Genomic DNA, 11,985 nt, shown 5'->3' on the forward strand with positions numbered 1-11,985 from the left:
TCGCGGCGCCGCTCGACTCATGACCACGCAATCCTCGTCCGACGCTCAGTCCGCTTCTCAGTCCGCTTCTCGGTCCGACTCCAAGTCCGACTTTCAGCCCGACTCTCAGCCCGACTCTCAGCCCAACTCCCCGCCCGCTTCCGGGCACGCGTCCGCGCTGTCGCTCGCCGACGCGCAGGCGCTCGCCCTTCGCGTCGCAATACCCGTCGATGCGTCGGAAACGGTGCCGCTGCGCGGCGCGCTCGGCCGCGTGCTCGCGACCGACGTGCACGCGCCGTTCGACATCCCGGCCTACGACAACGCCGCGATGGACGGCTACGCGTTCGACGGCGCCGAGCTCGCGAGCGCGGCGCCCGATGGTCACGTCATGCTCGCGGTCGCGGGCGCGGCGTTCGCCGGCCGGCCGTTCGACGGCACGGTGCCCGCGCACGGCTGCATCCGCATCATGACGGGCGCGCCGATGCCGGCGGGGTGCGACACCGTGATTGCGCAGGAACGCGTGAGCACGCAGGCCGATGCGATCCGCTTCGCCGCGCGAGACGTGCCGCGCGGCGCGAACTGCCGCCGCGCCGGCGAAGATCTCGCGCGCGGCGCGTGCGCGCTCGCCGCCGGCCGCGTGCTGCGCACCGCCGACCTCGGCCTGCTCGCGTCGTTCGGCGTCGCGAGCGTCGCGGTGCGCCGCCGTCTGCGCGTCGCGGTGTTCTCGACCGGCGACGAGCTGCGCGAGCCGGGCGAACCGCTCGCGGCCGGCTCGCTGTACGACAGCAACCGTCCGATGCTCGTCGCGATGCTCGAGCGCCTCGGCGTCGAGCCGCTCGATCTCGGCATCGTCCGCGACGATCCCGCCGCGCTCGAAGCCGCGCTGCGCGACGCGGTCGCCGCGCGCGCGGACGCGGTGATCACGTCGGGCGGCGTGTCGGTCGGCGAAGCCGACTTCACGCGCGACGTGATGGCGCGGCTCGGCGACGTCACGTTCGCGAGCCTCGCGCTGCGTCCCGGCCGCCCGCTCGCGTGCGGCACGCTGGCACCGGCCGACGGCGACACGCGCCCCGCGCTGTTCTTCGGGCTGCCCGGCAATCCGGTCGCGACCGCGGTCACGTTCCACGCGATCGTGCGCCCGGCTTTACGCGCGATGGCCGGCGCACGAACGCCGCCGCCCGCGCTCCATGCGGCGCTCAGCACGCACGCGCTGAAGAAGCGCGCCGGCCGCACCGAATACCTGCGCGGGATCGCGACGCGCGACGTCGACGGCACCTGGCGCGTCGCGCCGGCCGGCTCGCAGAGTTCGGCGTCGCTGTCCGGCCTGTCCGCCGCGAACTGCTTCATCGTCCTCGGCCACGACGCAGGCAACGTCGACGCGGGCGCGCCAGTCGACGTACTGCCGTTCGACGGCCTGATCTGAATCATTCCTAGACCATCTTCACGGGGGCCCATCCGCACATGAAAAAACAAATTCTATCGATCGCCGCGGGACAGACCGCGAAAGCGCTGATCCTCGTGTACCTGACCTTCAGCGTGCCGGTCGTGCTGCTCGTCAACGTCGTCGCGTACTTCCGCTACGGCCGGGTCGAGCTGAGCACGCTGCTGAGCGCACTGCTGCTGAACGCGATCCTCGGGTTCGTGCTGCTGTGGATCGCGTGCCATGCGTACAACTGGGTCGCCGCGCGCTTCGGCGGCATCGAGATCGTGCTGTCCGATCCGCCGGAGGAAGCATGAGCGGCACCGCGGTGATCCGCGCCGCGACGCCGCGCGACGTCGGCGCGATCGTCGCGCTGATGCGCGAGCTCGCCGAATTCGAGCAGCTCACGCATCTTTTCGTCGCGACCGACGACGATCTCGCTGACGCGTTGTTCGGCGCACACCCTGCGGCCGAGGCGCGCGTCGCGGAACGCGACGGCGCACTGGTCGCATACGCGCTGTTCTTCCACAACTATTCGACGTTCCTCGGCCGGCGCGGCCTCTATCTCGAGGATCTGTACGTACAGCCGTCGCAGCGCGGCACCGGGCTCGGCACCGAGATGCTGCGCCACCTCGCCGCGCTCGCGGTCGAGCGCCGCTGCGGCCGCTTCGAATGGTCGGTGCTCGACTGGAACCAGCGCGCGATCGACTTCTACGAGAAAATGGGCGCGACCGTGCTGCCGGATTGGCGGATCGTCCGCGTGACCGGTGACGCACTCGACGCGCTCGCACGGGCGCTGACCTGACGCGGCACAGGCCGACGATCGAAACGAATCAGGGGCGCCGAGGCGCCCCTGATTCATTCGACGTGCGCCGCGCCCCCGCTCATCGTCACGCGTCGTCGCTGTCCGCGCCGTCGTTGCCGAGCAGCCCGGCGGCCGCCTCGCCCGGCAACGCCTCGACCTGCTTCAGTTTGCGGTTCATCACGCGCGTGCGCTGCTCGGCCGCCTCGATCGAGCGCGTGACCGTTTCGAGCTGCGACTTCGTGCGCGCGAGCACGTCGCCGAACTTGCCGAACTCGGTCTTCACCGCGCCGAGCACCTGCCACACTTCGCTCGACCGCTTCTCGATCGCGAGCGTCCTGAAACCCATCTGCAGGCTGTTCAGCAGCGCGGTCAGCGTGGTCGGGCCCGTGATCGTTACACGATAGTCGCGCTGCAGCAGGTCGGTCAGCCCCGGCCGGCGCAGAATCTCCGCATACAGCCCCTCGGTCGGCAGGAACAGCAGCGCGAAATCGGTCGTGTGCGGCGGCGCGACGTACTTCTCCGCGATCGTCTTCGCCTCGGCGCGCACGCGCGCGTCCAGCGCGCGCGCGGCTTCGTCGACCGCGACCGCGTCCGCCCGCTCCTGCGCGTCGATCAGCCGCTCGTAGTCCTCGCGCGGAAACTTCGCGTCGATCGGCAGCCAGACCGGCTGCGCATCGGCGCCATGATCCTGGCGACCCGGCAACCGGATCGCGAACTCGACGCGCTCGCTGCTCTTCGGTACCGTCGCGACGTTCTTCGCGTACTGGTCGGGCGTCAGCATCTGCTCGAGCAACGCCTCGAGCTGCACTTCGCCCCAGGTGCCGCGCGTCTTCACGTTGGTCAGCACCTTCTTCAGATCGCCGACGCCCGCCGCGAGCGTCTGCATCTCGCCGAGCCCGCGATGCACCTGCTCGAGCCGGTCGGACACGAGCTTGAACGATTCGCCGAGCCGCTGCTCGAGCGTCGCGTGCAGCTTTTCGTCGACCGTGCGGCGCATCTCTTCGAGCTTCGCCGCGTTGTTCGTCTCGATCTCCTTCAGACGCTGCTCGAGCGTCGCGCGCACCTCGCCGATCCGGCGGTCGTTCGCTTCGGTGAGCTGCGTCAGCTGCTGGTTCAGCGTATCGCCGAACCGCTTCAGCGCGACGCCCTGCTCCTCGCGTGCCTGCTGCGCCTGGCGCTGCGCACTCTCGCGCATCGCGTCGAACTGCTGCACGTTGCCCTCGACGAGCTTCGCGAGCTGCTGCCCGAACCCGGCGATCTGATTGTTCTGCACGTTCGCGGTGTTCGCGAGCTGCGCGGCGAGCGTCTGCTGAAGCTGCGCGAAATTGCCCGCCAACTCGGTGCGCGAGCCGCGGGAGCTCTCGACGACTTCGCCGCGCACCTCGCGCTCGAGCCGCTCGATCGCGCGCGCGTGCGCCTGCGCGGCATCGTCGATCCGCTCGCCGAGCAGCAGCGCGTCGTCGCGCCGGCCGCCGCCGCGCATCGCGAACACGAGCGCCAGCGCGAGCAGAACGAGCAGCCCGACGACCGCCGCGATCAACAACGTCGTCATCATGCGCGCGCCTTCCCGATCACGTCCGGATTGATCGGATTCGGCGGCCGGCCGGCGCGCGGCCCAACGCCCAGCGCGGCGATCAGGTTGTCGGCGGCGAGATCGGCCATCGCGCGGCGCGTCTTCTCGGTCGCGCTGCCGATGTGCGGCGTCAGCACGACGTTCGGCACCTCGAGCAGCCCGGGATGCACGCGCGGCTCGCCCTCGAACACGTCGAGGCCGGCCGCCGCGATCCGCCGCTCGCGCAGCGCGGCCGCGAGCGCCGCGTCGTCGACGATCCCGCCGCGCGCGATGTTCGTCAGCGTCGCGGCCGGCTTCATCAGCGCGAGCTCGGCCGCGCCGATCGCGTGATGGTTCTCCTTGGTGTACGGCAGCACGAGCATCACGTGATCCGCGCGCGCGAGCAGCGCCTCCTTCGACACGTACTCGGCGTTCAGCTCCGCCTCGATCTCCGGCGCGACGCGCGAGCGGTTGTGATAGATCACGCGCATGTCGAAACCGCGCGCGCGGCGCGCGATCGCCTGGCCGATCCGGCCCATCCCGATCACGCCGAGCGTCGAGCCGTAGATGTCGGTGCCGAGGAAGCCGTCGTACTCCCACTTTTGCCAGTGGCCGGCGCGCAGCCAGTGCTCGGATTCGGCAACGCGACGCGCGGCCGCCATCATCAGCGCCCAGCCGAAATCGGCGGTGCACTCGTTCAGCACGTCGGGCGTGTTCGTGCCGAGCACGTTCGCCGCGTTGAACGCGGCCATATCGAAGTTGTTGAAGCCGACCGCCATGTTCGACACGACGCGCAGCCGCGGCGCGGCCGCCAGCGTTGCCGCGCCGACGGGGTCGCCCATCGTGATCGCGCCGTCCTTGTCCGCGAGGCGCGCGGCGAGCGCGTCGGGCGCGAGCGCGTCGCCGTCGTTCGCATCGACGTCGAAATACTGCCTGAGCCGCTTGATCACGTCCGGGAAAATCGGACGCGCGACCAGAACCTTCTGCATCGCCCTCTCCATCATGAGTGGCACGGCACGCCGCGTGCCGCGCGAATGTTGAAAACCGTCAGCTTACGCCGGGAAGAACAGCCACGTCGTCAGCAGGAACACCGGCACGAGCACCGCGAACGACCAGCCGAGATAGCCGAAGAAGCTCGGCATCCGCACGCCGCGCGCCTCGGCGATCGCCTTCACCATGAAGTTCGGCGCGTTGCCGATGTAGCTGTTCGCGCCCATGAACACCGCGCCGGCCGAAATCGCGGCGAGCGTCGTCGCGCCGGCCGTCATCAGCGTCGGCGCGTCGCCGCCCGCGAGGTTGAAGAACACGAGGTACGTCGGCGCGTTGTCGAGGAACGACGACAGCAGGCCCGTCGCCCAGAAGTACATCGCATCGACCGGCCGGCCGTCGGGCCCCGTCACCAGATGGACGATCGGCGCGAACGCGCCGTCGGCGCCCGCGCGCAGGATCACGATCACCGGCGCGATCGTCACGAAGATCCCCGCGAACAGCTTCGCGACCTCGTCGATCGGCGCCCAGTTGAACGCGTTGCCTTCGCGCGCGGAGCGCGGCGTGAACGCCAGCGACGCAAGCGCGACGACCGCGAGCGACACGTCACGCACCGCGTTCTGCAGCGCGACCGGCGTGCCGAACACGTCGAACTCGATGCCCGGCTTCCAGATTCCGCTCATCAGCACGAGCCCGACGACGGCCGCGAGCAGCACGAAGTTGATCTTGCCGTCGATCGACAGCGCGGCGGGTGTCAGATCGCCAGGCGTCGGATCGACGCGCGCCGAGCGCTCGCCGCCTTTGCGGTAGAAGTACGTGTCGAGTACGAAGAACACCGCGAGCAGCAGCGCGCAGATGAACAGCATCGGCAGCGCGAGATGCGTGGTCGTCCAGAAGAAGCTCACGCCGTTCAGAAAGCCGAGGAACAGCGGCGGATCGCCGAGCGGCGACAGCGAGCCGCCCGCGTTCGCGACGAGGAAGATGAAGAACACCACCACGTGCACGACGTGCTTGCGGTCGCCGTTCGCGCGCAGCAGCGGCCGGATCAGCAGCATCGCGGCGCCGGTCGTGCCCATCACGCTCGCGAGCAGCGTGCCGAGCGCGAGGATGCCGGTATTGAGCCGCGGCGTGCCGTGCAGATCGCCGTTCACGCAAATGCCGCCCGCGACCGTATAGAGCACGGTCAGCAGCACGATGAACGGCACGTATTCGTCGACGAGCGCGTGTACGAGCGTGCCGAGCGCGGCGGCTGCGCCGAACGCGGCCGCGAACGGGACCAGGAACGCGAGCGCCCACGCGGCCGCGATCTTGCCGAAGTGGCGATGCCATAGCAGCGGCGCGACGAGCGGGAATAGCGCGATCGACAGCAGGATCCCGGCGAACGGCACGCCCCACAGCGCGGACAACGCGGCACCGTCGGGCGTCGCGGCCGACGCGAACGCGGGCGCTGGCATGGCGGCGAACGCGGCGCCCGACGCCATGCCTGCCCACGCGGCATGTCGTTTCATAGCCGGCTTTCCTCTCGAATAATGGGTGAAATAAGCGGTGAAATAAGCGGTGAAATGAGCGGCGAATGCGCGTGCGTCACGCGCCGCGCACGACGATCGCGTGCACGCGATACGGGCCATGCGCGCCGAGCACGATCGTCTGCTCGATATCGCCGGTGCGCGACGGGCCGGACACGAAATTAACCGCGCGCGGCAACTCGCCGCGCTCCGCGCGGATCAGCGCGAATGCTTCCTCGTGACCCGCGACGATTCGCGACGCGGGCACGATCGCGATATGCGTTTCCGGCAGCAGGCCGGCCGACGCGTACGTGTCGGGACCGGACAGCAGCACGAGCGAGCCCGTCTCCGCGCTCGCGCAGAAGCAGCCGGTCAGGCCGACCAGATCGCCGTCGACCGGCTTGCGGCATTCGACGTCGAGCCCCGCCTGCGCCCAGTCGAGCTCGGCGAGCGTGCGCCACGCGACCGCGCGCGTCGGCAGCCCGTGCGCGGCCAGATAGCGCGCGGCGGCCGCGGGCGCGTCGGCGAGCGTCGCGACTTCGTCGATCGTCGTCGCGAGCTTGCCGGCCTCGTCGACGAACCACGCGACGAGATCGTCGCGCAACGCGGGACGCGGCCCCTGCGGATGCCGCGCGACGTAGTCCGCCGCGGCCTCGCGTTCCGCCGCGGCCGGCTCGGCCGGCCGGCCCTGCGCGGCACGGATGCGCGCGAGGATGTTGCGACGGGCGGCGGAAGTGTCCATGAAGCGGTCCTCGTGACTTGGGCGACTGACGTTGACGATACCGGCGAATTATACCGGCGCCCCTCGCCGCGCCGCCCTCGGCCGAACGGCCAATCCGCGCATCATGCCGGCGCGCCCTCGTCGGCCGGCTGCGCGATCCCGAACACCTGGCGCAGGTACGCGAGATACGCCTTGTCGTCGCACATGCTCTTGCCCGGCGAATCGGACAGCTTCGCGACCGGCTGCCCGTTGCAGCGGACCATCTTGATCACGATCTGCAGCGGCACGTAGCCGAGATCGTTCGTCAGGTTCGTGCCGACGCCGAACGCGAGCTTGCAGCGGCCGCGAAAGCGTTCGTACAGCTGCATCACCTTCGGGATGTCGAGCGCATCGGAGAACACGAGCACCTTCGTGCGCGGGTCGCAGCGGTTCGCGTCGTAGTGGCTGATCATCCGCTCGCCCCATTCGAACGGATCGCCGGAATCATGGCGCGCGCCGTCGAACAGCTTGCAGAAATACATGTCGAAGTCGCGCAGGAACGCGTCCATCCCGTAGACGTCGGACAGCGCGATCCCGAGGTCGCCGCGATATTCCTTCGCCCACATCTCGAGGCCGTAGATCTGCGAGTCGCGCAGCCGCGGCCCGAGCGCCTGGCACGCCTGCAGGTATTCGTGCGCCATTGTGCCGAGCGGCGTGATCCCGTGCTTCATCGCGTAGAACACGTTGCTCGTGCCGGCGAACTGCGGGCCGAGATCGTCGCGCAGCGTCAGCGCGACCTCCTCGTGCCACTCCTTCGAGAAGCGGCGCCGCGTGCCGTAGTCGGCGATCTTGCAGTCGGCGAACGCCGGCTTCGCGCCGAGCAGCTGGATCTTCTCGCGCAGCCGCTCGCGGCCTTCGCGGTAGTCGGGGTTGCGCTGCGTGTTGCGGAAGTACACCTCGTTGACGATCGCGAGCACCGGAATCTCGAACAGGATCGTGTGCAGCCACGGCCCCTGGATCTCGATGTCGATCTCGCCGTTGCCCTTCGGCGACGGCTGGATCGAGATGTACTTCTCGCTCAGGTGAAAGAGCGCGAGAAAGTCGACGAAATCGCTCTTGATGAAGCGCATCCGGCGCAGGTAGTCGAGCTCGTCGTCGGTGAAGCGCAGCCGGCAGAGGTCGCGCACCTCGTCGCGGATCTCGTCGATGTACGGGACGAGATCGATGCCGGGCGTGCGGCACCTGAAGCGGTATTCGACGCTGGCGGCGGGAAAGTGATGCAGGACGACCTGCATCATCGTGAACTTGTACAGGTCCGTGTCGAGCAGCGAAGTGATGATCATGATGGCGAGCGCCGAAAGCGGAACCCGGCCCGGCGCACCGCGCGCCGCCCGGTCTGTCGGCCATGTTACCCGAATGCGGGACCGACCACCGCCGTTCGCCGCGCTTCGCCCCCTTCGCCGCGCTTCGCCCCCTTCGCCGCGATTGCCGCGATTGCCGCGATTGCCGCGCGCACGGTGCGCGGACGCCGCCGGCCGCGCTCATAAACTAATCACGAATCGATCTAAGCCGGATGGCCGGGTGCTGGATGCGGGTTTTGCGCATCAGTTACAATGCCGCTTTTGGCGACCGCGCGCGCCGTCCCCCCGATACCCCGCAGGAGCGTTTTGATGACTCACGTTGTGACCGAAGGCTGCATCAAGTGCAAATACACGGATTGCGTCGATGTGTGCCCGGTGGATTGCTTCCGTGAAGGTCCCAACTTTCTCGCCATCGATCCGGACGAGTGCATCGACTGCGCGGTGTGCGTCGCCGAGTGTCCGACGAACGCGATCTACGCGGAAGAAGACGTTCCGGGCGATCAGCAGCAGTTCACCGCGCTGAACGCCGAGCTCGCGAAGAACTGGCCGTCGATCACGAAGACGAAGCCGGCGCCCACCGACGCGGACGAATGGAAGGACGTGCAGGACAAACTGCATCTGCTCGAGCGCTGAGCCGGGCCACCGAGCACCGGAAACGGAAATCCGGTCGCCTGAGCAAACAAAGATGTTGACAGGCTGACGGATACTCCATAAAATCTCGCTTCTCTGCTGTTTGTTCCCCGATAGCTCAGTCGGTAGAGCGCCGGACTGTTAATCCGTAGGTCCCTGGTTCGAGCCCAGGTCGGGGAGCCAAAGAATGCAAAGGCCCGTTGCTGACGGGCTTTTTCATGAACGCAAACGCAGAACCGATTTATTCCCCGATAGCTCAGTCGGTAGAGCGCCGGACTGTTAATCCGTAGGTCCCTGGTTCGAGCCCAGGTCGGGGAGCCAAACAGCGAAAGGCCCGTCAGATGACGGGCCTTTTGTCTTTCCGGGCCGTCGGCCGCACGCGGGCCGAGGCGCGTGCTAGAGTCTTCTCCCCCAAGCCTTTCTCGTTCGCCTCGCCGATGATCCCCCGCTTCCTCGCCGCCGCGCTGCTGACTTCCCTGACTTTGGCGCTCGCCGCCTCCCCCGCCGTCGCCGAGGAAGTCGGCAGCGTCAACACCCACTTCCGCCTGACGGGCTCCGACCGCGTCGTCGTCGAAGCGTACGACGATCCGCTCGTCGCCGGCATCACCTGCTACGTATCGCGCGCGCGCACCGGCGGTGTCAAGGGCACGCTCGGTCTCGCCGAGGATCCGACCGAGGCGTCGATCGCGTGCCGGCAGGTCGGGCCGCTGCGCTTCACCGGGTCGCTCAAGCAGCAGACCGACGTGTTCAGCGAGCGCATGTCGCTGATCTTCAAGACGCTGCATGTCGTGCGCATCGTCGACAAGGCGCGCAACACGCTCGTCTATCTGACCTACAGCGACCGCATCGTCAACGGCAGCCCGAAGAACAGCGTGACCGCGGTCCCGGTGCCGGCCTCGATGCCGATTCCGGTCAAATGACCGCGCGGCGCGCAGCCCGATGCACGCCGGTCTACACTGTCTTTTTCCCGCTCGCCCCGCCCACCCCGCCGGCCATGCCCGCCGCCCGCTTCCGCGATTCCGCCCGCTACTGGCGCACGCCGCTCTTGCCCGACGCCGAACTCGTGACCGCCGAGTATCGCGAGCACGCATTCGCGCCGCACTGGCACGACGCGTATACGATCCCGCTGATCGAGGCCGGCGCGCAACGCTATACGTATCGCGGCAGCGGCTACGTCGCCGAAGCCGGCACCGTGCCCTTCATCAATCCGGGCGAAGTCCACACCGGTTCGCGCGCGACCGACGACGGCTGGCGCTATCGCGTCGTGTATGTGCCCGTGCCGTTCCTCCATGAACTTGCCAACTCGCTCGCCGGCCAACCGCAGGACGCCCCCTGGTTAGCGCCCGGCGTCATCCGCGACCCCGATTTCGCGCGGCGCCTCGCGGCGGCGCACCGGCTGCTCGAGGCCGGCGCTGATCCGCTCGTCGCCGAAACCGCGATGCTCGACGCGTTCTCGACGCTGCTCGTGCGGCACGCGCAGAATCCGCCGCCGAACCGGCCGGTCACGGCCGACCACGCGCGCGTCGACGCGATGCGCGAGCGGCTCGCCGCCGACCTGAGCGCGCCCGTCACGCTGACCGAGCTCGGCGCGGCGGTCGACCTGTCGCCGTTCCACGCGGCGCGCCTGTTCGCGCGCACGGCCGGCATGCCGCCGCACGCGTGGCGCAACCAGCTCCGGCTGCAGCGCGCGCTCGCGCCGCTGCGCGCGGGCGCGTCCGTCGCCGACGTCGCGGCCGCGGTCGGCTTCACCGATCAGAGCCATTTCACGCGGCACTTCAAGCGGATGTTCGGCGTGCCGCCGGGCCGCTGGCAGGCACGCTGAGCGCCACGCGCCGGAACAAGCGCGCCTGAAGCGCAGCAAGAACGTACAAGCGCCGCGCGCATCGAGCCGCTATCCTCCCGGCATGGAGGAATCGCCTTGAATCGCCCACCCGAACCCGCCCCGCGCCGCCCGCTCGACGAATGCGTCGACGGCGCGCGCGACACGATCCCGATGATGGTCGGCGCCGCCCCGTTCGGCGTGATCTTCGGCACGCTCGTGACCGCCGGCCCGCTGCATCCGTGGCACGGTGCGCTGATGTCGCTCGCGGTCTTCGCGGGCTCGTCGCAGTTCATCGCGCTCGGCCTGATCGCCGGCGGCGCGGGCTTCGTCGTCGTGCTCGCGACGACGCTGATCGTGAACCTGCGCCATCTGCTGTACAGCGCGACGCTCGCGCCGTACGTCGCGCACCTGCCGCTGCGCTGGCGCGCGACGCTCGGCGCGCTGCTGACCGACGAGGTGTTCGCGGTCGCGTACGCGCACTACCGGCATTTCCCGGCGGGCAGCATCGGCCCGCATTATTTCCTCGGCTCCGGGCTCGCGATGTACGTGAACTGGCAGATCTGGACGATCGCCGGCCTCTGGTTCGGCGCCGCGTTCCCCGGGCTGCAATCGCTCGGCCTCGATTTCGCGATGGCCGCGACCTTCATCGCGATCGTCGTGCCGCAGCTCACGTCGCTGCGCTACGTCGCGGCCGCCTCAACCGCCGGCGCACTCGCGTATTTCTGGCAGGGCTGGCCTTACAAGCTCGGGCTGCTCGGCGCGGTCGCCGCGGGCGTCGCGGTCGGCGTCGCGCTGTCGCGGGTCGACCGGTCACGCACCGGCTCGCGCACGGAGGCCGCATCGTGACCTATCTGACCTATGCGCTGCTGATCCTCGGCATGGCCGTCATCACCTACGCGATCCGCACGACGCTGTTCCTGTTCGGCGAGCGCCTCGCGTTCCCGCCGCTCGTGCGCACCGCGCTCGGCTTCGTCCCCGTCACCGTGCTGACCGCGATCATCGTGCCGATGGTCGTGTCGCCGCACGGCGGCACGGCCGAGCTCACGTGGCGCAATCCGCAGCTCGTCGGCGCGCTCGCGGCCGTGCTCGTGTCGGCAGCCACGCGCCGGCCGCTGCTGACGATCGCGATCGGCCTCGCGGTGTTCTTCTTCTGGCAGGGGGTCGTGCTGCCGCATGGCTGGCTGCCCGCGTAGACGCGCCAGACCTTCAGAGGCGCCCCGGGGC

Annotated in this window: 13 protein-coding genes and 2 tRNA genes; 10 read left to right on the plus strand and 5 right to left on the minus strand. The window is 69.3% G+C overall.

From position 1 onward, the window contains the following. Positions 1-19: 19 nt before the first annotated feature. Genes moeA through HZI36_RS10325 form a run of 3 tightly spaced genes read left to right on the plus strand, consistent with a single transcriptional unit; the run spans position 20 to position 2,204 of the window. Positions 20-1,402 (plus strand): molybdopterin molybdotransferase MoeA, encoded by a 1,383-nt coding sequence (moeA, locus tag HZI36_RS10315; RefSeq protein ID WP_179402552.1) that lies wholly within the window; start codon positions 20-22, stop codon positions 1,400-1,402. 38 nt (positions 1,403-1,440) lie between these two features. Further along, a complete protein-coding gene (locus tag HZI36_RS10320) occupies positions 1,441-1,716 on the plus strand; it encodes a hypothetical protein (RefSeq protein ID WP_179402553.1) in 276 nt (91 codons plus the stop codon). Beyond that, positions 1,713-2,204 (plus strand): GNAT family N-acetyltransferase, encoded by a 492-nt coding sequence (locus tag HZI36_RS10325; RefSeq protein ID WP_179402554.1) that lies wholly within the window; start codon positions 1,713-1,715, stop codon positions 2,202-2,204. Before HZI36_RS10320 ends, HZI36_RS10325 begins: the two co-directional genes overlap by 4 nt. 85 nt (positions 2,205-2,289) lie before the next feature. Here the strand turns inward: HZI36_RS10325 and HZI36_RS10330 are convergent, their stop codons facing one another. From HZI36_RS10330 to pncB, 5 genes are all read right to left on the minus strand, one after another. Beyond that, a complete protein-coding gene (locus HZI36_RS10330) occupies positions 2,290-3,759 on the minus strand; it encodes a DNA recombination protein RmuC (RefSeq protein ID WP_179402555.1) in 1,470 nt (489 codons plus the stop codon). Continuing rightward, complete coding sequence (locus HZI36_RS10335) at positions 3,756-4,745, minus strand: 2-hydroxyacid dehydrogenase (RefSeq protein ID WP_179402556.1); 990 nt, start codon at positions 4,743-4,745, stop codon at positions 3,756-3,758. The genes HZI36_RS10330 and HZI36_RS10335 overlap by 4 nt, the downstream gene beginning before the upstream one ends. A gap of 63 nt (positions 4,746-4,808) precedes the next feature. Then, complete coding sequence (locus HZI36_RS10340) at positions 4,809-6,251, minus strand: sodium:proton antiporter (RefSeq protein ID WP_179402557.1); 1,443 nt, start codon at positions 6,249-6,251, stop codon at positions 4,809-4,811. Positions 6,252-6,327: 76 nt separating this feature from the next. After that, complete coding sequence (locus tag HZI36_RS10345) at positions 6,328-6,990, minus strand: LutC/YkgG family protein (protein ID WP_179402558.1); 663 nt, start codon at positions 6,988-6,990, stop codon at positions 6,328-6,330. A 101-nt stretch (positions 6,991-7,091) separates the two neighbouring features. Then, on the minus strand, positions 7,092-8,291 hold the full coding sequence (pncB, locus tag HZI36_RS10350; protein ID WP_179402559.1) for a nicotinate phosphoribosyltransferase: 1,200 nt from the start codon (positions 8,289-8,291) through the stop codon (positions 7,092-7,094). A 327-nt stretch (positions 8,292-8,618) separates the two neighbouring features. Between pncB and fdxA the strand changes: the two genes are divergently transcribed. From fdxA to HZI36_RS10385, 7 genes are all read left to right on the plus strand, one after another. Then, positions 8,619-8,942 (plus strand): ferredoxin FdxA, encoded by a 324-nt coding sequence (gene fdxA / locus HZI36_RS10355; RefSeq protein ID WP_179402560.1) that lies wholly within the window; start codon positions 8,619-8,621, stop codon positions 8,940-8,942. A gap of 104 nt (positions 8,943-9,046) precedes the next feature. Continuing rightward, positions 9,047-9,122, plus strand: a tRNA-Asn gene (locus HZI36_RS10360). A gap of 62 nt (positions 9,123-9,184) precedes the next feature. Next, positions 9,185-9,260: transfer RNA gene (locus HZI36_RS10365), tRNA-Asn, on the plus strand. A 116-nt stretch (positions 9,261-9,376) separates the two neighbouring features. Then, entirely contained in the window at positions 9,377-9,859 is a 483-nt protein-coding gene (locus HZI36_RS10370; RefSeq protein ID WP_179402561.1) for a CreA family protein, read from the plus strand. A gap of 74 nt (positions 9,860-9,933) precedes the next feature. Continuing rightward, positions 9,934-10,761 (plus strand): AraC family transcriptional regulator, encoded by an 828-nt coding sequence (locus HZI36_RS10375; RefSeq protein WP_179402562.1) that lies wholly within the window; start codon positions 9,934-9,936, stop codon positions 10,759-10,761. Between the two features lie 174 nt (positions 10,762-10,935). Next, entirely contained in the window at positions 10,936-11,607 is a 672-nt protein-coding gene (locus tag HZI36_RS10380; protein ID WP_425485220.1) for an AzlC family ABC transporter permease, read from the plus strand. Between the two features lie 5 nt (positions 11,608-11,612). Then, positions 11,613-11,954 carry an AzlD domain-containing protein gene (locus HZI36_RS10385; protein WP_179402715.1) on the plus strand — a complete coding sequence of 114 codons (342 nt, stop codon included), beginning with the start codon at positions 11,613-11,615 and terminating at the stop codon, positions 11,952-11,954. The last annotated feature ends 31 nt before the right edge of the window (positions 11,955-11,985 follow it).

It is taken from the genome of Burkholderia guangdongensis, from assembly GCF_013403875.1.
Lineage (GTDB): Bacteria > Pseudomonadota > Gammaproteobacteria > Burkholderiales > Burkholderiaceae > Burkholderia > Burkholderia guangdongensis.

Bases quoted from the DNA above. Each gene is read 5' to 3' on its own strand.
- HZI36_RS10375 (WP_179402562.1), top strand. From the start codon at position 9,934: ATGCCCGCCGCCCGCTTCCGCGATTCCGCCCGCTACTGGCGCACGCCG.
- moeA (WP_179402552.1), top strand. From the start codon at position 20: ATGACCACGCAATCCTCGTCCGACGCTCAGTCCGCTTCTCAGTCCGCT.
- HZI36_RS10330 (WP_179402555.1), bottom strand. From the start codon at position 3,759: ATGATGACGACGTTGTTGATCGCGGCGGTCGTCGGGCTGCTCGTTCTG.
- HZI36_RS10380 (WP_425485220.1), top strand. From the start codon at position 10,936: ATGGTCGGCGCCGCCCCGTTCGGCGTGATCTTCGGCACGCTCGTGACC.
- fdxA (WP_179402560.1), top strand. From the start codon at position 8,619: ATGACTCACGTTGTGACCGAAGGCTGCATCAAGTGCAAATACACGGAT.
- HZI36_RS10345 (WP_179402558.1), bottom strand. From the start codon at position 6,990: ATGGACACTTCCGCCGCCCGTCGCAACATCCTCGCGCGCATCCGTGCC.
- HZI36_RS10370 (WP_179402561.1), top strand. From the start codon at position 9,377: ATGATCCCCCGCTTCCTCGCCGCCGCGCTGCTGACTTCCCTGACTTTG.
- HZI36_RS10335 (WP_179402556.1), bottom strand. From the start codon at position 4,745: ATGCAGAAGGTTCTGGTCGCGCGTCCGATTTTCCCGGACGTGATCAAG.
- HZI36_RS10340 (WP_179402557.1), bottom strand. From the start codon at position 6,251: ATGAAACGACATGCCGCGTGGGCAGGCATGGCGTCGGGCGCCGCGTTC.
- pncB (WP_179402559.1), bottom strand. From the start codon at position 8,291: ATGATCATCACTTCGCTGCTCGACACGGACCTGTACAAGTTCACGATG.
- HZI36_RS10320 (WP_179402553.1), top strand. From the start codon at position 1,441: ATGAAAAAACAAATTCTATCGATCGCCGCGGGACAGACCGCGAAAGCG.
- HZI36_RS10325 (WP_179402554.1), top strand. From the start codon at position 1,713: ATGAGCGGCACCGCGGTGATCCGCGCCGCGACGCCGCGCGACGTCGGC.